At 71.2% G+C, this 18,900-nt stretch carries 20 protein-coding genes, 1 tRNA gene and 1 pseudogene; 4 read left to right on the top strand and 18 right to left on the bottom strand.

All coding sequences use genetic code 11. From position 1 onward, the window contains the following. Nucleotides 1–57: 57 nt before the first annotated feature. Nucleotides 58–222 (top strand): annotated as a pseudogene (locus tag ACIPVB_RS07770) (CoA-disulfide reductase); the annotation flags it as partial. A gap of 222 nt (nt 223–444) precedes the next feature. Here the strand turns inward: ACIPVB_RS07770 and ACIPVB_RS07765 are convergent. After that, entirely contained in the window at nt 445–957 is a 513-nt protein-coding gene (locus ACIPVB_RS07765; RefSeq protein WP_400367968.1) for a GNAT family N-acetyltransferase, read from the bottom strand. 1 nt (nt 958) lies between these two features. Then, on the bottom strand, nt 959–2,263 hold the full coding sequence (locus tag ACIPVB_RS07760) for an NAD(P)-binding domain-containing protein (RefSeq protein WP_400367966.1): 1,305 nt from the start codon (nt 2,261–2,263) through the stop codon (nt 959–961). Nucleotides 2,264–2,344: 81 nt separating this feature from the next. Here ACIPVB_RS07760 and ACIPVB_RS07755 point away from each other — a divergent pair, with 81 nt between their 5' ends. Then, nucleotides 2,345–2,746, top strand: coding sequence for an ArsR/SmtB family transcription factor (locus ACIPVB_RS07755; RefSeq protein ID WP_400367965.1), 402 nt, complete (start codon nt 2,345–2,347; stop codon nt 2,744–2,746). Between the two features lie 272 nt (nt 2,747–3,018). On the opposite strand, the gene ACIPVB_RS07750 is transcribed toward ACIPVB_RS07755, so the two are convergent. Then, nucleotides 3,019–3,092, bottom strand: a tRNA-Pro gene (locus ACIPVB_RS07750). A 123-nt stretch (nt 3,093–3,215) separates the two neighbouring features. On the opposite strand from ACIPVB_RS07750, the gene ACIPVB_RS07745 reads away from it, so the two are divergent. After that, nucleotides 3,216–3,794: a GNAT family N-acetyltransferase gene (locus tag ACIPVB_RS07745; RefSeq protein WP_400367964.1), complete on the top strand. Its 579-nt coding sequence runs from the start codon at nt 3,216–3,218 to the stop codon at nt 3,792–3,794. Nucleotides 3,795–3,832: 38 nt separating this feature from the next. Next, nucleotides 3,833–4,213, top strand: coding sequence for an RNA-binding S4 domain-containing protein (locus ACIPVB_RS07740; protein WP_400367962.1), 381 nt, complete (start codon nt 3,833–3,835; stop codon nt 4,211–4,213). Nucleotides 4,214–4,372: 159 nt separating this feature from the next. Here ACIPVB_RS07740 and ACIPVB_RS07735 read toward each other — a convergent pair whose 3' ends face one another. From ACIPVB_RS07735 to argH, 15 genes are all read right to left on the bottom strand, one after another. Then, on the bottom strand, nt 4,373–5,275 hold the full coding sequence (locus ACIPVB_RS07735) for an NUDIX domain-containing protein (protein WP_400367960.1): 903 nt from the start codon (nt 5,273–5,275) through the stop codon (nt 4,373–4,375). Nucleotides 5,276–5,529: 254 nt separating this feature from the next. Then, nucleotides 5,530–5,973, bottom strand: a complete 444-nt coding sequence (locus tag ACIPVB_RS07730; protein WP_400367959.1) for a DUF805 domain-containing protein — start codon at nt 5,971–5,973, stop codon at nt 5,530–5,532. Nucleotides 5,974–6,062: 89 nt separating this feature from the next. After that, nucleotides 6,063–6,500 carry a DUF805 domain-containing protein gene (locus tag ACIPVB_RS07725; protein WP_400367957.1) on the bottom strand — a complete coding sequence of 146 codons (438 nt, stop codon included), beginning with the start codon at nt 6,498–6,500 and terminating at the stop codon, nt 6,063–6,065. 480 nt (nt 6,501–6,980) lie between these two features. Further along, on the bottom strand, nt 6,981–8,504 hold the full coding sequence (der, locus tag ACIPVB_RS07720) for a ribosome biogenesis GTPase Der (protein ID WP_400367955.1): 1,524 nt from the start codon (nt 8,502–8,504) through the stop codon (nt 6,981–6,983). Beyond that, entirely contained in the window at nt 8,494–9,231 is a 738-nt protein-coding gene (cmk, locus tag ACIPVB_RS07715; RefSeq protein ID WP_400367953.1) for a (d)CMP kinase, read from the bottom strand. The genes der and cmk overlap by 11 nt, the downstream gene beginning before the upstream one ends. Further along, on the bottom strand, nt 9,224–10,357 hold the full coding sequence (locus tag ACIPVB_RS07710) for a prephenate dehydrogenase (protein WP_400367952.1): 1,134 nt from the start codon (nt 10,355–10,357) through the stop codon (nt 9,224–9,226). The genes cmk and ACIPVB_RS07710 overlap by 8 nt, the downstream gene beginning before the upstream one ends. Nucleotides 10,358–10,409: 52 nt before the next feature. Continuing rightward, nucleotides 10,410–11,216, bottom strand: coding sequence for a pseudouridine synthase (locus ACIPVB_RS07705; RefSeq protein WP_400367950.1), 807 nt, complete (start codon nt 11,214–11,216; stop codon nt 10,410–10,412). After that, complete coding sequence (scpB, locus tag ACIPVB_RS07700; RefSeq protein WP_400367949.1) at nt 11,213–11,860, bottom strand: SMC-Scp complex subunit ScpB; 648 nt, start codon at nt 11,858–11,860, stop codon at nt 11,213–11,215. The genes ACIPVB_RS07705 and scpB overlap by 4 nt, the downstream gene beginning before the upstream one ends. Further along, on the bottom strand, nt 11,850–12,749 hold the full coding sequence (locus ACIPVB_RS07695; RefSeq protein WP_400367947.1) for a segregation and condensation protein A: 900 nt from the start codon (nt 12,747–12,749) through the stop codon (nt 11,850–11,852). Before ACIPVB_RS07695 ends, scpB begins: the two co-directional genes overlap by 11 nt. Continuing rightward, the gene (locus ACIPVB_RS07690; RefSeq protein WP_400367946.1) at nt 12,733–13,635 is read right to left on the bottom strand and encodes a ParA family protein; all 903 of its coding nucleotides are present in this window, start codon (nt 13,633–13,635) and stop codon (nt 12,733–12,735) included. Before ACIPVB_RS07690 ends, ACIPVB_RS07695 begins: the two co-directional genes overlap by 17 nt. A 168-nt stretch (nt 13,636–13,803) precedes the next feature. Beyond that, a complete protein-coding gene (locus ACIPVB_RS07685; protein ID WP_400367945.1) occupies nt 13,804–14,685 on the bottom strand; it encodes a DUF4184 family protein in 882 nt (293 codons plus the stop codon). Between the two features lies 1 nt (nt 14,686). Beyond that, nucleotides 14,687–16,042, bottom strand: coding sequence for a tyrosine--tRNA ligase (tyrS, locus tag ACIPVB_RS07680; RefSeq protein WP_400367943.1), 1,356 nt, complete (start codon nt 16,040–16,042; stop codon nt 14,687–14,689). A 17-nt stretch (nt 16,043–16,059) separates the two neighbouring features. Then, nucleotides 16,060–16,767, bottom strand: a complete 708-nt coding sequence (locus tag ACIPVB_RS07675; RefSeq protein ID WP_400367942.1) for a hypothetical protein — start codon at nt 16,765–16,767, stop codon at nt 16,060–16,062. Further along, nucleotides 16,764–17,411, bottom strand: a complete 648-nt coding sequence (locus tag ACIPVB_RS07670; RefSeq protein WP_400367940.1) for a SatD family protein — start codon at nt 17,409–17,411, stop codon at nt 16,764–16,766. Before ACIPVB_RS07670 ends, ACIPVB_RS07675 begins: the two co-directional genes overlap by 4 nt. Nucleotides 17,412–17,462: 51 nt before the next feature. Then, the gene (gene argH, locus ACIPVB_RS07665; RefSeq protein ID WP_400367939.1) at nt 17,463–18,893 is read right to left on the bottom strand and encodes an argininosuccinate lyase; all 1,431 of its coding nucleotides are present in this window, start codon (nt 18,891–18,893) and stop codon (nt 17,463–17,465) included. Nucleotides 18,894–18,900: the final 7 nt, after the last annotated feature.

Genomic DNA, 18,900 nt, shown 5'->3' with positions numbered 1-18,900 from the left:
GCACCACGGCCGTTGCTTCGCCCCCAACCTCCACCAGCCGACCCTGAAGGACTGCTCATGCACATCGTCGCCATCGGCGGAAGCGACGCCGGTATCTCCGCCGCACTCCGCGCCCGCGAGCTGGACCCGACCGTCGACGTCACCGTCGTCGTCGCGGACGCCTACCCGAACTATTCGATCTGCGGCATCCCCTCCTTCTTCTCCGGCGAGGTGCAGCCCTGGGCGGAACATCTCGTCCTGACCGGCGACCCACCCCAGATTCACCAGGCGCCAGAGCGTCTCATCACGCGTCCGCGGGGCCTCGCCCGATGCGCCGGGCTGAGGTCGGGTCTCCGCTCTCGCACGCCGTCAGAATGTCGTCCCGTGTGAGGCAACCGCCCGCGGACAGAATCTCCAGGACAAGGAGCCTCACCCCGGTCAGGTGACGGGCGGCGTCGACCGCGGTCATGTGCGGCCGTTCATCGCGCTGCGGCGCTCAATCAGCACGGTGTCGCGCCACTGCCCGACCCACGGCCCGACGACCGAGCGGGCGATGCGTTCGCGCCGACCGACCTCGCGGAAGCCGAGGCTCTCGTGCAGGCGAAGGGATGCCGTGTTCTCGGGGAAGACGCTGGATTGGACCGTCCACACCCCGTTCATCTCTGCCGCGGCGATGAACGCGCGCAGGAGGGCAGTGCCGACGCCGCGACCTTGCGCGCGCCCGGCGACGTAGACGGAGTGCTCGACGACGCCCCGATACGCGGCGCGTGCCGACACCGGCGACGCCGCCGCCCACCCGACGACGCTTTGCGCATCGTCGACGGCGACCAGCCGGCCGAACCGGATCTTCGCGAGGTCGAACGCGTCCCACGTCGGCGTCTCGGTCTCGAACGTGGCGTTGCCACCCTCGATGCCCTCGCGGTACACGTCCTCAACCGCGGCCCAGTCCGCCCGTTCGAGCGCTCGTACGAGCGTCATGTCAGCAGCACCCGCCGGCATCCGTCGAACAAACGCCGGTCGCCGGCAGCGTCAGTTCGACGCGCGAAGCCGAGGCCAGATCGCCGGCGAGCCACGCCGCTACGGAGCGGACCTGCTCGTATCCGGTGGCGAGCAGAAAGGTGGGGGCACGGCCATAGGACTTCATGCCGACGATGAAGAACCCGTGCTCGGGGTGGGTGAGTTCACGGAAGCCGTGCGGCTCGACCGTGCCGCACGAGTGCACGTTCGGGTCGATCAGCGGCGCGAGCAGGCGGGGCGCCTCCACGATGGCATCCAAATCCGTACGGATCTCTCGAAGCGGCGCCAGGTCCGGCCGGAAGCCGGTCGCGTTGACCACGACATCGGCATCCAGCGAGGCGGGCTCACCCTGACGGCGTCCTCGCAGGCGAACCCCACCGGCGGTGGCCTCGACATCGTCGATCTCGAACGAATCGACCTTCTCCACCTTTCCGGACGCGACGTAGCGGTCGACTCGAGCACCGAGCTGAGCCCTGCTGAGGAGCTCATCCTCGGCAGAGGAGGACACGCGGACAGCCGTGGCGTTGCGAATGAGCCAGCTGATGCGAGTGCCCGGTTCATCCCGCTGAAGCTGGACGAGGGCGATGAGAGTGTTTGCCGCCGAGTGTCCCGCCCCGACGACGACAGCGTGCCGACCGGCGAAACGCTCGCGGTCGCGACCGAGCACGTCAGGAAGCGCGTGCGTGACACGGTCGGTCATGGCGGTGTCCTCGGCCGGGCTCCACCCTGCCGAGAGCAGCGGGTTGGGCGAGTTGTACGTACCAGAGGCATCCAGCACCGCGCGCGCCAAGATCTGCTCTGACTCCCGTCCTGCGCCGACGCGGATGACGAACGGCGTGGTGTCACGGCCCGCGGACCGAGTGCGGTCCATCCCTTCCCGGCTCACCGCCGTCACCCGCGTGTCGTAGCGGACATGGCGCGCGATCACCGGCAGTGCACCGAGGGGCCGGAGGTACTCATCGACCAGTTCCTGCCCGGAGGGCGCGCGGTTCTCGTTCACGGGGCCGTCCCAGCCCGCTTCCTGCAGGAGGCGCCGCGCGACCGGGTCGATGACTTCCCGCCACGCCGAGAACAGCCGAACGTGTCCCCACTGTTGGACGGCGGCTGCGGGACCGGAGGCAGCCTCGACAACGATGAATTCGATCCCTCGATCTGCGAGGTGTGCCGCAGCGGCGAGGCCGACGGGTCCGGCGCCGATGACGACGACGGGGAGCGTTGCGAGACGGTCGGTCAGACGCGGCCGGGGGGTCAGAGTCACAGTCGACACGAAGGCTCCTTCATAGATGAATGTCGATGACTGATCGTGGTAGCTATATCGAGATTTGTCAATATCGACTAGTATCGATGCATGACCTCGCTGGACATCCTCGACGCCACTGTCTGCTGCGCTCCAACTGCCTCACCGATGTCGACGAGCGATGCAGAGCGACTCGCGGCGACGTTCAAAGCCCTGGGCGACCCGACGCGGTTGAAGCTGCTTTCCATCATCGCCAGCTCCGTGGGGCAGGAGGCGTGCGTCTGCGATCTGACCGAGCCCGTCGGACTCGCGCAACCCACCGTCTCCCATCACTTGAAGGTGCTCGCGGAGGCGGGGTTCGTCAGCCGGTCCAAGCGCGGGACATGGGCCTACTACCGGCTCGAGCCGGAGGCGCTCCGCGCGGTGGAGAACGGCCTCCGTGAGCGTCTTTCCCTCGGCCCCCAGCTCACACCTGCTCGGCGAGAAGTCGAGGAAGGTTCCGGCCCGCGCTGAGTCGAGCGAACCCGCCTGCGGGCGGCGCCACAGCACGCACGAGCCAGCTGTCGGCCTCCATCCGTAGATGACGGCAACCTCCCACTCACGGGAGGGCTGGTCACGCTCGCCGATCGCCGAACCGCCGGAGACTCCGTCCCCGCGCCCATGTTCCGCTCTCACGGACCGCCGACCGGGTGAGGAACGACGAAGGCCCCTGCGAACCCGCAGGGGCCTTCGTGTTTCCGACTCATCGGACTGGTTGCAACTCGTGTTGCCAACCACCGTTTCTGTCGGGATGACAGGATTTGAACCTGCGACCCCTTGACCCCCAGTCAAGTGCGCTACCAAGCTGCGCCACATCCCGTTCCCTGCGAGCAGGCAACTCCCCTATATTAGCCCCTCGCCGACACCGCCGCGAACCGGGCTCCACCCCGGGCGTGTGGGGCCGCCCTTGTCGATGTCGGAGCCCCTCGCTACCGTCGCGACCATGACGATCGAGATCCTCCCCGCCACCGGTGAGCGCTTCGACGACGCCGAGGTCGCGCTGGACAGCGGTGACGGACCGGGGTGCCAGTGCCAGTGGTGGCTGCTGACGAACGCCGACTTCCAGGCGGCGTCACGCACGGACCTCGCGGAGCGTCTGCGCGCAGAGACGCAGAGCGAGCGCCCTCCGGGCCTCATCGCTTACATCGACGGCGAACCCGCCGGCTGGGTTCGCGTGGGCCCTCGCACGACGCAGCCTCGCCTCGCCCGCACCCGAGACGTCAAGACCTCCACCGTCGAGCCTCTCGACGCCGACGACGTCTGGGCTGTGTCGTGTTTCGTCGTGCGACGGCAGTTTCGCGGCAGGGGTCTCACCAGAGCTCTTCTGGATGCCGCGGTCTCGCGCGCTCGCGACGCCGGCGCGCGCGTCGTCGAGGGGTATCCGCTCGACCCGACGGTGACCGCACGGTCGACCGCTCAGTTGTTCCGCGGAACGGTCGCGGTGTTCCAGGATGCGGGGTTCGCCGTCGTGAACCGACCGAAGCCCGACCGCGCCCTTGTCGCCCTCGCCCTGCACGACTGACCCCCGCATACGATGGAGGTTCGCCCCCGGAGGACCCCATGACGGATGCCACCACCGCCCGCGTCGACGCGTGGCTCTGGGCCGTGCGCGTGTACAAGACCCGCTCCGCGGCGACCACCGCCTGCCGAGCCGGTCACGTCCGCGTCAACGGCGACCGCGCGAAAGCCGCGCAGCCCGTCCGCCCCGGCGACGAATTGCGCGTGCGGATCCAGGGGTTCGACCGGATCCTCGTCGTGAAGAAGACCATCGCCAAGCGCGTCGGCGCGGCTCTCGTCACTGAGTCTCTCGAGGACCGCACTCCCCCACCGCCTTCGCGAGAGAGCATGCCGTTCGTCCCCGTGCGCGACCGCGGCGCCGGACGCCCCACGAAGCGCGACCGCCGCGACATCGAGAAGCTTCGCGGCCGCGAGTTCGGCTGAGGCGCCCGCGGCCGACCGCGGTGCGCCGCCGACCACGTCGCGCGCACCCTCCGCGACCCGCACGATCTCCGCGACATCCCGCCCGGTCCGACTGACTCTGCGCGCATCGGGGAGTTCATGAACGGCCGGGCCGGCCGGACCCGCCGGGCCGCTCGCGCGTCAGCCCAGCTGATCGAGCAGCCAGCGCGCGCCGCGCACCGTCGCGCCGACGGCCTCGACCCGAGCGGCGAGCCCACGATCGCTCGTGACGACCACCACCGGACCCTGAGCGGCGACGAGCTCGCGCGCGACCGCGACGATCTCGTCGTCTCCCTCGCCGGCAGCCTCGCGCACCTCGACGCCGGTCACCGCCGCGGCAGCCGACCGCGCCCGGCCTTCGAGCACCGCGACGACCGTCGGGAACCAGAGCGTGGCCGAAAGGCCGAGGGCGTCGGCATCCACCCCCCGCTCCGACAACGCCGACACGCGGGCGAGAAGGCGCGCGGCGGCTCCTGCGCGGTCCTTCCACCACCCGTCGGGCACGGCGCCCATCACGTTCGCGACGTCGACCACGACGGCCGGCCGCGACGACAACGCCGACCGCAGCGCGGGCCACGACGCGGCGAATCCGGGATGCAGCGGCAACTCGCCGACGCGGTCGACGGCGACCCACTCCAGCGCCACGCTCTCGGGGTCGCTGATGACCGGCTCGAACGGCGTCGTCACATCGGCGACGAGGGTGGAGTACGACCACACGCCCAGGTCGAGAACGCTCTCGAAGCGCGCGCGCACGGCATCCGCCGGCACACCCGCCTCTTCACCCGACTCGCGCAACGCGCCGTCGCGGGCGGACTCGCCCTGATGCCGGGCACCGCCCGGCAGAGCCCATGTGTTGCCGAAGTGGCTCCACGCCACGCGGTGCTGCAGCAGCACCCCCCGCTCGGCGTCGAGGGCGAGAAGACCCGCGGCTCCGAAGCGCCCCCAGTACTTCTCGCCGGTGGGGGCCACGACCCAGGCGTCGCCGGGGTCACGCGGGCCATGAGGGCGGCGCGGTTCACCGGGGGCGGGGGGCTCGATCGTCATCGGGTCCAGCCTGGCACAGTCGCACGAGGGCGGCTCCGCCGAGCGTCACACGGCGCCGCGAACGCGGGACGTCGCACGGTGCCGCCGAAAACGGGCCCTGCCGCACCGGCATCCCCGGCTCGCGAGGACGGCCCCGAGCCGCCGAACACCACATCGCGCCGCGCGACGCGACGTCGGAATCCGCACCGCCGGACGCCCGCGAGACGCGAAACGCCCCGCCCCGCGAGAGCGGGGCGGGGCGCTCGTCGCGCGCGTCAGGCGTCGAAGCGCGCACCCGCCGGGTCGGCCGGCAGCAGCTCGAAGACGAGCAGGACGATCGGACCCACGACCGGGACCAGCACGACGAACACCCAGAAGCCGCTCTTGTTCGAGTCGTGCAAGCGGCGCACCACCAGCGCGATGCCGGGGATGAGCGTCACCAGACCCCACACTCCGTAGAGCACGAAGAAGACGAGGCCCAGGCCCGACGGGCCGACGGGCTGACCGAGCTCGTCGACGGTCGGGCCGCTCGTGGCGAGCGCGAGACCGCTGAGCACGGACGCGACCATGACGTTCACCAGCGCCCACCACCAGAACTCGCTGCGGCTGGCGCGGCCCCGGAAGGTCGCGTACTTCTTGAAGAAGCGCTGCACGGCGGCGCCGATCGGCGCTCCGTAATACGGCTGATCGAGCGGCACGGCGCTCTGGACGTTCGACATGTGATCCCCCTGGACGACTCGGGCCGACGGATCGTCGGCGCGAGTGAACCTTATCGACTCCGGGGTACGCCCCCGTCACCCGGCGTCACTCAGCGGTCGAAACGGACTCCTTCGGGACGCGGACCCTGCACCGTGAACACCAGCAGCACGATGGCGCCGATCACCGGGAGCACCCCGATCAGGATCCAGAAGCCGCTGTGACCGGCGTCGTGCAGTCTTCTCACGAGCACCGCGACCGTGGGCAGGAAGGTCCCCACCGCCCAGACGACCCAGACGAGTCCGAGGATCACCCCGAGCGGACCCGTGATCGTCGTCGACCCGTCGGCCTCGATCCGGATGCCGTCGGTGAGCGTCGGCAGCGCGTTCAGCACCGTGCCCACGACCGCGCCGGTCAACACCCACCACCAGTACTCGCTGCGGCTCGCGCGCCCCCGGAAGGTGGCGTACTTGGCGAAGAACCGCCGGATCGCCGCCCCCAGCGGAGCCCCGTAATACGGCTGGTCAAGTGGAGGTGCGGTATGCGTCATGACGACTCCCGGACGGTTCGCGGATGCCACGGCATCCGCCGTCGCCTGTGCACCGTATCGAGTCCCGGCACCCGTCCGCGCGCCCTTGCCCGCGCGCCCCGCCCGCCCGCCCGCCCGCGCCCGCCCGCGCCCGCCCACGCCCGCGCGCCCGCCCGCCCAGCGCCGCGAGACTGCATCCGGCTGACATCTCGTGCGCAGGATGTCGCCGAGTTGTCAGCCACGTGCAGTCTCGGCGCCTCCACGGCGCCCGCCCGCGCCCCCGCCCGCCCGCGCCCGCCCACGCCCGCGCGCCCGCCCGCGCCCGCCCGCGCCCGCCCGCCCAGCGCCGCGAGACTGCATCCGGCTGACATCTCGCGCGCAGGATGTCGCCGAGTTGTCAGCCACGTGCAGCCTCGGCGCCTCCACGGCGCCGCACCACCCGCCCGAACGCACGGACGCCCCGACCCCGTGGACGGGGGCCGGGGCGTTCGCGGCACGGACTCAGCGCTGGCGCTTCTCGCGGATGCGCATGTTCAGCACGATCGGCGTGCCCTCGAAACCGTAGATCTCGCGCAGGCGCCGCTGGATGAACCGGCGGTAGCCCGGGTCGAGGAACCCGGTCGTGAACAGCACGAAGGTCGGCGGGCGCGTCGCCGCCTGCGTCCCGAACAGGATGCGGGGCTGCTTGCCGCCGCGCAGCGGGTGCGGGTGCTCGGCGACGAGCTCGGACAGGAAGGCGTTGAACTTTCCGGTCGGGATGCGGGTGTCCCACGACTCCAACGCCTGCTCGAGCGCCGGGACGAGCTTGTCCAGGTGGCGACCGGTGCGGGCCGAGATGTTCACGCGCGGGGCCCACGCGACGTGCGCGAGGTCCTGCTCGATCTCGCGCTCGAGGTAGCGGCGCCGGTCCTGATTCTCCATGTCGTCGTCGTTGAGGCGGTCCCACTTGTTGAACGCCAGCACCAGCGCCCGGCCCGACTCGAGCACGAGGTCGATGATGTTGAGGTCCTGCACGCTGATGGGCTGCGAGACGTCGAGGACGACGACGGCGACCTCGCTCTTCTCCAGAGCGGTCGAGGTGCGCAGCGACGCGTAGAAGTCCGCGCCCTGCGACAGGTGCACACGGCGACGGATGCCGGCGGTGTCCACGAGCGTCCAGAGCTTGCCGCCGAGCTCGACGACCTCGTCGACGGGGTCGCGGGTCGTGCCGGCGAGCTCGTTGACGACGACGCGCTCCTCGCCCGCGGCCTTGTTCAGCAGCGACGACTTGCCGACGTTCGGCCGGCCGAGGATCGCGACGCGGCGGGGGCCGCCGATCTCGTACTTCGCGACCGCCGAGACCTCGGGCAGCACCTTCATGATCTCGTCGAGCAGATCGGCCACGCCGCGGCCGTGGATGGCCGAGACGGGGTGGGGTTCGCCCAGGCCCAGGTTCCACAGGGCCGTGGCCTCGGGCTCCTGACGGGCGTCGTCGACCTTGTTCGCGACGAGGAACACCGGCTTGTTGCTCTTGCGCAGCAGCTTCACGACGTGCTCGTCGGTCGAGGTCGCCCCTACCGTGGCATCCACCACGAACATCACGATGTCGGCCAGGTCGATCGCGACCTCGGCTTGAGCGGCGACCGAGCGGTCGATGCCCTTCGCGTCGGGCTCCCACCCGCCGGTGTCCACCAGCGAGAAGCGCCGGTCGAGCCACTCGGCCTTGTAGGTGACGCGATCGCGCGTGACACCGGGGGTGTCCTCGACGACGGCCTCGCGGCGACCGAGGATGCGGTTCACCAGCGCCGACTTGCCCACGTTCGGACGGCCCACGATCGCGACCACCGGCAGCGCCGGCAGGAACTCGATCTCGCCGTCGCCCGAGGCCAGGCCCGCGAGCAGCTCGGCGTCGTCCTCATCGAGGTCGAAGTCGGCCAGGCCCGCGCGCAGGGCCTCGGCCCGCTGCTCGGCCAGCACCTCGTCGAGGTTCTGCATCTTCTCGGCGAGCTGATCGGGCCCGCCCTCGTACTCGTCTTCAACGCCCATCTCGGGCTCCCATCGTGGAGTCGACGACGCTCAGCACGGCGTCGACGGTCTGTTCGAAATCAAGGCGGGTCGAATCGACGACCTCGACGCCGTCGGCGGCGGTGAGGAAGTCGACGACCGTGGAATCGGCCGCGTCGCGCCGGTGGAGGGCGGCGGCGACCTTTGCGGCGTCCTGGTCGGTCAGTTCGGCGCTGCGCCGGGCGGCGCGCACCTCGGGAGCCGCGGTCAGCAGGATGCGGACCGGCGCGTCGGGGAAGACGACCGTGGTGATGTCCCTGCCCTCCACGACGATCCCGGGAAGACCGGCGGATGCCACGAGCCGCCGGAACAGGTCGTTCACCGCGTGGCGCACGGGGGCGACGCGCGCGACGCCGCTGACGGCATCGGTGACGCGCGGCTCGCGGATCGCGGTGGTCACGTCGACCCCGCCGACCCGCACCCAGCGGTCGGTGGTGTCGAGCGAGATGGCGTAGTCGAAGTCGCCGAACACCTCGAGCACCGCCGTGGCGTCGGAGGTGTCGACGCCGTGCGCGAGGGCGTGCCACGCGAGGGCGCGGTACGCCGCTCCCGTGTCGAGGAAGCCGTAGCCGAGCCGCGCGGCGGTGGCCCGCGACACGCTGGACTTGCCACTGCCGGCCGGGCCGTCGATCGCGACGATCACGGGGGCGGATGCCGCGGAACCGTCGGCGGGCGGGCCGAACGCGGGTTTCAGGATCGACTCAGTCATGGGTGGTGCTCGCAATCCGCCATCCGCGCTGCTGGAGCCCGTCGACGGCTCGGCGGACCGCGTCGGGGACGACGCTGATCTCGGCGAGGCCGAAGGGGGCACCGGGCGAGTGCTCGAGGCGCAGGTCTTCGACGTTCACGTCGAGGTCTCCGAGCTCGCCGAACAGGCGGCCCAGCTGGCCGGAGGTGTCGTCGACCATGACGACGAAGCTGTCGAAGCGACGGTTCTGACCGTGCTTGCCGGGCAGGCGCTCCACGCCCTCGTTTCCCCGGCGGATGGTGTCGGCCACCGCGCGGCGTGCGCCGGGGGCGTCGGGAGCGCGCAACGCCGCGGCCACCTCGGCGAGGTCGCCGGCGAGCTGATCCAGGACTGCGACGACGGGCGCCGAGTTCGCCCCGAGGATCTGCACCCAGAGCTCGGGAGCGGATGCCGCGATGCGGGTCGTGTCGCGCACGCCCTGGCCCGCGAGACGCAGGGACCCGTCGGGTGCCTCGACGAAGCGGCCGGCGAGCAGGCTGGCCACCAGCTGCGGCACGTGCGACATGAGGGCGACGGACTCGTCGTGCTCTTCGGGCGTCATCTCGATGAGCGTGGCGCCGAGGTCGAGGGCGAGGCCTTCGACGAGCGAGAGGTCGAACGCCGAGGTCTCGCCGTCGCGGCAGACCACCCAGGGGCGGCCGACGAAGATGTCGGCGCGGGCCGAGATGGCTCCCCCGCGTTCGCGTCCGGCCATCGGGTGCGAGCCGATGTAGTGGCGCAGGTCGACGCCGCGCTCTCGCAGGGTGCGCAGCGGCTCGAGCTTGACGCTCGCGACGTCGGTGACCACGGCATCCGGGAATGCCGTGAGCTCGCGCTCGACCACGTCGGCCGTCACGTCGGGCGGAACCGCCACGACGACGAGCGAGGGGACGTCGTCGGGGCGTTCGGCGCGACCGGCGCCGTAGTCGATGGCCAGGCGCAGCTGCGAGGGGGACGCGTCGACGAGGACGACGTCGACGCCGCGGGCGGTGAGGGCGTGGCCGATGCTCGCGCCGAGCAGCCCCGAGCCGACGACGCGGACCGTGCCGCTCGTGCGGGTCGCCAAAGGCCCCGCCGCGCGCGCGGACGTTCCATCGAGGTGGCTCATCGGGTCTCCTACCCTGGGCGGTGCCGCCGGCACCGCGAAGCGCCCGAGAGTCTCACTCCGCCGGATCGGCCGGAGCGCTGTCGTCCTGGCGGGACAGCGTGAGCAGGGCGCCGCGTTCTACTGTAGTCAACTCGCGGGCCTTGCCCACCGGGAGAGTTCCCAGGTGGAGCGGGCCGAACTGCCGACGGACCAGCTCGACGACCGGATGGCCCACCTCGGCCATCATGCGTCGGACGATGCGGTTCTTGCCCGAATGCAGGGTCAGCTCCACCAGGCTCTCGCCCCCCGAGGCGTCGAGCAGGCGCGCCTTATCGGCCGCGATCCGTCCGTCCTCGAGATCGACGCCCTTGATCAGACGCTGAATCGTCTGCGGCAGCACCTGCCCCTCGACCTTGGCGATGTACACCTTCGTCACCCCGAACGACGGGTGCGCCAGGACGTGGGCGAGGTCACCGTCGTTGGTCAGCACGAGCAGGCCGGAGGTGTCGGCATCCAGTCGCCCCACGTTGTAGAGACGCTCTTCCCAGTCCTTCGTGTACTGGCGCAGATCGGGACGGCCGCGGTCGTCGTTCATCGAGCTGACGACGCCGGTGGGCTTGTTCAGGATGACGTAGCGCTTGGACTCGTCGAGTTGGATGGCCGTGCCGTCCACGTCGACGAGGTCGGTCTCGGGATGTATGCGCCGGCCGAGCTCGGTGACGACGAGCCCGTTCACGCGCACGCGGCCCTCGACGATCATCTGCTCGGCGACGCGGCGCGACGCCACTCCCCGGTTGGCCAGCACCTTCTGCAGGCGCACCCCGTCGTCGCTGGCGGAGCCCGTGGCCCCGGTCGCCGAGCCTGTCGAAGCGTCGGTCATGTCAGTGCCTCTCCGTCGAATCCGTCCGAGCCGTCGTCGAGCAACGGCGAGATGTGCGGCAGCTCGTCGAGCGAGTTGATGCCGAGGTGGACCAGCAGCTGGTCCGTCGTGCCGTAGTGGATCGCCCCGGTGTCCGGGTCGGTGAACACCTCGGTGATCAGCCCCCGGGCCAACAGCGTCCGCACGACCGAGTCGACGTTGACCGCGCGGATGGATGCCACCTGCCCCCGCGTCACGGGCTGCTTGTACGCGATGACGGCCAGGGTCTCCAACGCCGCCTGCGACAGGCGCGAGGGAGCCTGGGTGTTGACGAACTCCCCCACGACGTCGTCGTACTCCTCGCGGACGTACAACCGCCATCCGCCGCCGACCTCGCGCAGCTCGAAACCCCGGCGCGGGCCGCCGGTCTCGCCGTCGTAGTCGGCGACGAGCGCCTGTACGGCCTGACGCACCGCCGCTACGGGGGCGGCGACCGCCGCGGCCAGGCCCACCAGGCTCTGCGGTTCGTCGACGACGAGCAGGACGGCCTCGAGGCGACGGGCGACGGATGCCGGATCGGAGGGGCGCGGTGCGGATGACGGCGCCGTCGCCGCCGCGGTGCCCGGATCGCGGTCGGCGCTCACGGTGGTCGGGTCATCGGTCATAGTCGGCTCCCAGGGCGGCGAGGTTCTCGTCGGACCATCGCTCGGCGCTCCAGCGCAGCGTCAGCTCGCCGAGCGGCTCCAGCTGCTCGAACGACAGCGCCGCGTGACGGTAGAGCTCCAGGATCGCCAGGAACCGCGCCACCACGACTCCCGTCTCACCGACGCCGGCGACGAGGTCGCGGAAGGTCAGTGCGCCCGCCGACCGCAGCAGGGTGACCACGATCGCGGCCTGCTCGCGGATGCTGACCAGGGGGGCGTGCAGGTGATCGAGGCCGACGGTGGGGATCTGCTTCGGCGTGAAGGCCACCACCGCCAGCGCGGCGAAGTCGTCCGCGCTCAGCGTCCAGGTCGACTCCGGGACGGCGCTGCGGTACTTCTGCTCGAGCTTCACGGCGCGGGTGTGACGCGTCCCCTCGCGCTGCAGACAGCGGGCGAACCACGCCGACACCTCTTTGAAGGCCCGGTACTGCAGGAGCCGGGCGAACAGCAGGTCGCGGGCCTCCAGCAGCGCCACCGACTCGGCATCCACCAGTTCGCCCTGCGGCAGCAGTCCCGCGATCTTCATGTCGAGCAGGGTCGCCGCCACCACCAGGAACTCCGACGCCTCGTCGAGGTCGCCGTCGGGTCCCATCGCACGCAGGTACGAGATGAACTCGTCGGTCACCCGGCTGAGCGCGAGCTCGGTGACGTCGAGCTCGGCGCGCGAGATGAGCGTGAGGAGAAGATCGAAGGGGCCGTCGAAGTCCGGCAGCGACACCCGGAAGCCGGGCGCGTCGCCGGGATCCTCGGAACCGGGGCGGCTGAGCCCGTCGACGTCACCGGGAGCCGCGAAGGAGGACGCCGCGGCCACGGCGGCGCCGGCGAGGGTGTCGTCAGGCGACGGCGCCACGGGCGACCAGCTCCCGCGCCAACCGCAGGTAGGCCTGGGCGGCGGCGTGCTCGGGCGCGAACTCCGTGATCGGCATGCCCGACACCGACGCGTCGGGGAACTTCACCGTGCGACCGATCACCGTCTCGAGCACGTCGTCGCCGAACGCCTCGACCACGCGCTCGAGCACCTCGCGCGAGTGCAGCGTACGGGGGTCGTACATCGTGGCGAGCACGCCGTCGAGCTCGATCGCCGGGTTGAGGCGGTCGCGGACCTTGTCGATCGTCTCGACCAGCAGAGCGACGCCGCGCAGCGCGAAGAACTCGCACTCGAGCGGGATGAGCACGCCGTGCGCCGCGGTGAGGGCGTTCACGGTGAGCAGGCCCAGCGAGGGCTGGCAGTCGACGAGGATCACGTCGTAGTCAGCGGCCACCTTGCGCAGCACACGGGCGAGGATCGTCTCGCGGGCGACCTCGTTCACGAGGTGCACCTCGGCGGCCGACAGGTCGATGTTGGCCGGGATCACGTCGAGACCCTCGACACGCGTGTGGACCACGACCTCCCGGGGGTCGCGCTTGGTGTCCAGCAGCAGGTCGTAAATGGTGGGGACGTCATGCGTCTGGATGCCGAGACCCGCCGACAGCGCACCCTGCGGGTCGAAGTCGATCGCGAGGACGCGCCGACCGTATCCGGCGAGCGAGGCGGCCAGGTTGATCGTGGTGGTCGTCTTGCCGACGCCGCCCTTCTGGTTGCACAACGCGATGATGCGGGCGGGACCATGACCGTCGAGCGGCTGCGGGGTGGGGAACCCCTGGTACGGGCGTCCGGTGGGGCCGAGGATGACCTCGTCCGCTCCCGACTTCTTGCCCTTCGTGCTCGCCGACACCGAATCTCCCGCCTTCGTCATAACGTCCCCGAGTCTAGCCGTCGCCCACTCCGCCGCCCGTCGTGACCCGCGGGCGCCCGTCGATCGGTCCGCCCGCGCCCCGCGCCCCTGCCCCGCTCGCCCAGCCCGCCACCCGACCCGCGAGACTGCATACGGCTGACAAGTCGGCGACATCCTGCAACCGAGTCGTCAGCGGGATGCCGTCTCGCCGCCCCCGCGCCCGGCTGCGGCTGCGCGCGGGCCACCGCCCCCGCGCCCCGCGGCAGCCCCGCGCGGACCGCCGTCCCGACGCGCCACGACCCGCGCGCGCCGCGCCTGCACGACCAGCGCGAGCACGAGCGTCGCCGCGGCCCACGCGGCGGCGACCTTCGTCAGCACGCCATAGATCAGGTGCGTGATGGTGTACTCCGCGTCGAATCCGCCGTTCACCGCGACCGCGGCGACGGATGCCACGACCAATGCGACCGGCAGCGAGAGCCACCACGCCCAGCGGGCGGCATCCGGAATCAGCCTCCGCACAGGCTCCGGCGTGCGCCGCGACAACCACATCACCGCGAACACCGCGAGCACGACCAGCCCGAACGCACTCGAGGCGTGCTGCAGCCACTTGGCGCCCGAGAACGGTCCCCACTGCTCGGCCAGCACGGGGAGCAGTTGCTCGCCCGTCCGCCCCTCGTGCGTGAACAGGTCCCAGGCGATGTGCGACGCCACCCCGACGACCAGCGACAGGACGAGCCACAGGATGCCGACGACTCCCCCGCCGATGCTCTCGCGCCACCCCGCTCGGGCACCGGCATCCCACTGCGCCGGCAACCGCTCCGCCACCCGGCGCGGCAGCAGTTCGCGCGTCGCCGGGCGCAGGACGCAACGCCACACCAGCAGCAGAACGAACGCCACCACGGCGGTGACCGGCAGCCACGCCGGGTCGTGCGTCGTGCCGTAGTCGGGCCACATCCCGCGCAGGAACAGGGGCAGGTCGGGGGTCATGGCCCCGATTGCCACCGCGGCCGGAACCAGCCGCGTGCGCAGGAACGGAAGCGCGACGACGGCGTGGCTCGGGGTGAAGGGCATGTCAGCTCAGGAACAGTCCCGCGAGCGTCTTCTTTCCCCGCCGCAGCACCGACACCCCGCCGGGGAGCGTGCCCTCGACGATCGCGTCGTCACTCGTGACCTTATCGCCGTCGAGCGAGACGCCGCCCTGCGAGATCGCGCGACGCGCCTCGCTGAGGCTCGCGCACAGGCCGGTGGCGGTCAGCGCCTCGACGACGGTGGCGCCCGCGGGCACCGTGGCGTGCGGGAGCTCCTCGAGCGCGCTGCGCAGCACCGCGGCATCCAGCGTCTTGACGTCGCCCTGGCCGAAGAGGGCCTCGGTCGCGGCGATCACACTGTCGGCGACCTCGGCACCGTGCACGGTCGTGACCACCTCGCGCGCGAGGCGCTTCTGCGCCGCCCGGCGGAACGGCTCATCCTCGACCAGGCGGGCGTGGTCCTCGATCTCGGCGCGCGAGAGGAAGGTGAAGACCTTCAGCCGCTCGATCACATCGCGGTCGTCGGTGTTGAGCCAGAACTGGTACATCGTCCACGGGCTGCACATCTCGGCATCCAGCCAGATCGCATTGCCCTCGCTCTTGCCGAACTTCGTTCCGTCGCTGTTGGTGATGAGCGGAGTGCCGATGGCGTGCACCGAGACGCCCTCGACCTTGCGCACCAGATCGGTGCCGCTGGTGAGGTTGCCCCACTGATCGCTCCCGCCGGTCTGCAGGACGCACCCGTACTGTCGATGCAGCTCGAGGTAGTCGAGCCCCTGCAGGATCTGGTAGCTGAATTCGGTGTAGCTGATGCCGGCCTCGGAGTTGAGGCGGGCGCTCACGGCGTCTTTCTTGAGCATTGTGCCGACGCGGAAGTGCTTGCCGATCTCGCGCAGGAAATCGATCGCGCTGAGCGGCGCGGTCCAGTCGAGATTGTTGACGATGCGGGCGGCGTTGTCCCCGTCGAAGTCCAGGAAGCGCTCGACCTGGGCACGGAGCTTGCCGACCCACTCCTCGACGGTCTCGCGCGTGTTCAGCGTGCGCTCCGCCGTGGGTCGCGGGTCTCCGACCAGGCCCGTCGACCCCCCGACCAGACCCAGCGGGCGGTGTCCGGCCAGCTGCAGACGCCGCATGGTCAGCAGCTGCACGAGGTTGCCCAGGTGCAGGCTCGGCGCGGTGGGGTCGAACCCGCAGTAGTAGACGATGGGGTCGCCCGACAGCAGTTCGCGCAGCTCGTCCTGGTCGGTCGAGACGTGGACGAGTCCGCGATACACCAGCTCGTCCCAGACGTTGTCGAAGGTCGGGTCGTTGGCGGGTGCGAGGGCGCTCACGGGCGCCGCGTCGGTGGAGGCAGACACCGGATCAGGGTACCAGCGGGCCGAAAGGGCTCCGGATGCCATCCCCCACCCGGTCCGCCTCAGCCGGCGTGCACTCCCCACCACACCAGGAACGCCGCCGCGAGCGAGGTGACCCAGCTGACCAGGCTGCCGATCAAGAAGTACTCCGCGCGGTCGCCGTCGTCGCGATCGCGCGAGATCTCGGGGAAGCGGACGATCCCCTTCGCCGCGAGCACCGCCGCCAGCAGCGTGTAGGCACCGGTCAGTGTCAGCACGAAGACGAGGATGCGCTCGAGCGGGCCGATCAGGCGGCCCCCTTTGAGCGTGGGCGGGGCGTCGTCGGCGGTCGCACGATCCCCCATCTCGGAGCGCAGGGCGATCCGCACCACCGCGTTGCCGGATTCGAGCAGGAAGACCAGACAGCCCACCGCGAGCACGGCGACGTCGATCGACACGGTCTCGCCGGGGCGGTAGTCCGCCCACACGTCGCCGATGAGGCCCGGACGGGTGCGCCCGGGCGCGACCACCACGCACGCCGCTGCCGCGAGGGCCAGGAGGGCGACCGGCCAGAGTCCGGCGCGAGCGGGTCCGGTCTCGGGCACGACCCAGGTCCAGATCGCCGCGACGGCGACGGCCAGGAGTCCGGCGACGACCGCGTCCAGTCCCGCGGACACGGCGATGAGGGCGACGGCCGCCACGGCGAAGGCGATCACGCGACGGGTGCGGATCATCTGCCGCAGCAGGTCGACGGCGCCGACCGCGAGCAGCAGCAGGCCGGCGGCGATCATGCGCGCTCCCCCGCGGTGAGCACGGCGAAACCCTCGACCAGGGTCGACGATCCGGCCGTCGCGAGGGCCTGCGACACGGCGGACTGACTGATCCCTTCGGCGTCGGCGAGCTCCCGCTGGGATCGGCCGATGCAGCGTCCGTACGTCAGGCGACGGGTCCGCTCGCTCATCGTCGAGACCGCGTGATCACGGGCGAGGGCGTAGGCGCCGGCCAGGGCGATGGTGTCGGACATGGCGGCATCTTCTCCCTCGGCCCGTTCGATCCACGTGCGCGCCAGCGGCGCGGCGCGCTGCTGCAGGCGTTCGACGTGCTCGATGGCCGCGCGGGCGGCCCACCAGGCCGGCCCCTCGGGGACGACGCGCCCGTCGATGTCGATGGGGCGCACGGCTCCCACGCCGACGCCGAACCGGCAGTCGACGCCGTCGGGCAAGGCCAGGCGGATGAGCAGAAGGGATGCGAGCGCTCGCGGGAGCGTGGCGTACTCCCCCTGCAGTTCGTCCCCCGCCACCGGGGTGAGGGGGGCGGATGCCACGGGGAGGGCGCGTTCGACCTCGGCGACGACATCGGCGATCACGCGCTGCGCACCCGCCCGGTCTGCGAGTCGGCGCGAGGCGACGATGTCAGCGATCACCGCAACGGTCATGAGATCAGGTTAAAGCTTATCTATCGGTTTTGATAAGCGATCGACTGATATTCACGGAAGAATCGGGCGCGCAGCGGCCTGGGCGCGGTCGACGAGGTGCGCGCGCTGCTCCGCCACCCGCACGGGGGCCGTTCCCCCCGCACCCGCGCGGCTGGCCACGCTCCCCTCGATGGTGAGCACCTCGCGCACCTGCGACGTCAACGAGGGCGAGACGGAGGCGAGCAGCTCGTCGTCGGCGTCCTCGAGACCGATCCGCCGTTCTTCGCACGCGCGCACGAGAGCACCCGAGATCTCGTGCGCGTCGCGGAACGCCACACCCTGACGCACGAGCCACTCGGCCACGTCGGTGGCGAGCGAGAACCCCTCTGGCGCCAGCTCGGCCATACGGTCGGTGTGGAACCGCAGGGTCGCGATCATCCCCGAGAACGCCGGCAGCACGAGCTCGAGCGTGCGGACCGAGTCGAAGACGGGCTCTTTGTCCTCTTGCAGATCGCGGTTGTAGGCCAGCGGCAGACCCTTGAGGGTCGCAAGAACACCCGAGAGATTGCCGATCAGGCGACCCGCCTTGCCGCGCGCCAGCTCGGCGATGTCGGGGTTCTTCTTCTGCGGCATGATGCTCGACCCGGTCGAGTAGGCGTCGTCGAGGGTCACGAAGCCGAACTCGCGGGTGTTCCAGAGGATGACATCCTCGGACAGACGTGACAGGTCGACGCCGATCATGGCCGTGATGAACGCGAACTCGGCGACGACGTCGCGCGACGCGGTGCCGTCGAGGGAGTTCTCGGACGGACGCGCCAGGCCCAGGCGGTCGGCGACGAGCTGAGGATCGAGGCCCAGGGTCGCCCCGGCCAATGCACCACCGCCGTACGGCGAGACCGACGCGCGCACCGACCAGTCGCGCAAGCGCTCGATCCCCCGCACGAACGCCCAGCCGTAGGCCTGCAGGTGGTGCGCGAGGAGGACCGGCTGGGCGTGCTGCAGGTGGGTGCGACCCGGCATGATCGCCGTCTCGTGGGCCTCTGCCTGAGCGACGAGGGCGTCGATCAGACGCAGCAGCTCACGCGTGAGGGTGCGGGAGTGGTCGAGCAGGTACAACCGGACGAGGGTGGCGATCTGGTCGTTGCGGCTGCGCCCGGCGCGCAGCTTGCCGCCCACCGCCGGGCCCACCGTCTCGATGAGCACCCGCTCGAGTGCACCGTGGACGTCTTCGTCGCTCGGCGCGGCGACGAGCGAGCCGTCCTGGACGCGCGCTGCGACGTCGTCGAGACCGGCGTGCATGGCCGCCGCCTCGTCGGCACTCAGGTACCCGGCGGCCTCGAGGGCCGCGGCGTGCGCGTGCGAGCCCTGGATGTCGTAGAGCGCGAGGTCCCAGTCGAAGTGCGTCGAACGGCTGAGCGCCGCCAGCTCGGGAGAGGGTCCACCCGAGAAACGGGCCCCCCACAGGGCGCCCTCGTTCGTCGACGGACCGGTCTCTTCGCTCATGCGTCCA

This window comes from Microbacterium sp. NPDC090007, assembly GCF_044748345.1.
Lineage (GTDB): Bacteria > Actinomycetota > Actinomycetes > Actinomycetales > Microbacteriaceae > Microbacterium.
This window is presented reverse-complemented; position numbering and strand designations above follow the sequence as displayed.

Coding starts and splice junctions, on each gene's coding strand:
- ACIPVB_RS07765 (WP_400367968.1), bottom strand. CDS start 957: ATGACGCTCGTACGAGCGCTCGAACGGGCGGACTGGGCCGCGGTTGAG.
- ACIPVB_RS07755 (WP_400367965.1), top strand. CDS start 2,345: ATGACCTCGCTGGACATCCTCGACGCCACTGTCTGCTGCGCTCCAACT.
- ACIPVB_RS07745 (WP_400367964.1), top strand. CDS start 3,216: ATGACGATCGAGATCCTCCCCGCCACCGGTGAGCGCTTCGACGACGCC.
- ACIPVB_RS07740 (WP_400367962.1), top strand. CDS start 3,833: ATGACGGATGCCACCACCGCCCGCGTCGACGCGTGGCTCTGGGCCGTG.
- ACIPVB_RS07735 (WP_400367960.1), bottom strand. CDS start 5,275: ATGACGATCGAGCCCCCCGCCCCCGGTGAACCGCGCCGCCCTCATGGC.
- ACIPVB_RS07730 (WP_400367959.1), bottom strand. CDS start 5,973: ATGTCGAACGTCCAGAGCGCCGTGCCGCTCGATCAGCCGTATTACGGA.
- ACIPVB_RS07725 (WP_400367957.1), bottom strand. CDS start 6,500: ATGACGCATACCGCACCTCCACTTGACCAGCCGTATTACGGGGCTCCG.
- der (WP_400367955.1), bottom strand. CDS start 8,504: ATGGGCGTTGAAGACGAGTACGAGGGCGGGCCCGATCAGCTCGCCGAG.
- cmk (WP_400367953.1), bottom strand. CDS start 9,231: ATGACTGAGTCGATCCTGAAACCCGCGTTCGGCCCGCCCGCCGACGGT.
- ACIPVB_RS07710 (WP_400367952.1), bottom strand. CDS start 10,357: ATGAGCCACCTCGATGGAACGTCCGCGCGCGCGGCGGGGCCTTTGGCG.
- ACIPVB_RS07705 (WP_400367950.1), bottom strand. CDS start 11,216: ATGACCGACGCTTCGACAGGCTCGGCGACCGGGGCCACGGGCTCCGCC.
- scpB (WP_400367949.1), bottom strand. CDS start 11,860: ATGACCGATGACCCGACCACCGTGAGCGCCGACCGCGATCCGGGCACC.
- ACIPVB_RS07690 (WP_400367946.1), bottom strand. CDS start 13,635: ATGACGAAGGCGGGAGATTCGGTGTCGGCGAGCACGAAGGGCAAGAAG.
- ACIPVB_RS07685 (WP_400367945.1), bottom strand. CDS start 14,685: ATGCCCTTCACCCCGAGCCACGCCGTCGTCGCGCTTCCGTTCCTGCGC.
- tyrS (WP_400367943.1), bottom strand. CDS start 16,042: ATGGCATCCGGAGCCCTTTCGGCCCGCTGGTACCCTGATCCGGTGTCT.
- ACIPVB_RS07675 (WP_400367942.1), bottom strand. CDS start 16,767: ATGATCGCCGCCGGCCTGCTGCTGCTCGCGGTCGGCGCCGTCGACCTG.
- ACIPVB_RS07670 (WP_400367940.1), bottom strand. CDS start 17,411: ATGACCGTTGCGGTGATCGCTGACATCGTCGCCTCGCGCCGACTCGCA.
- argH (WP_400367939.1), bottom strand. CDS start 18,893: ATGAGCGAAGAGACCGGTCCGTCGACGAACGAGGGCGCCCTGTGGGGG.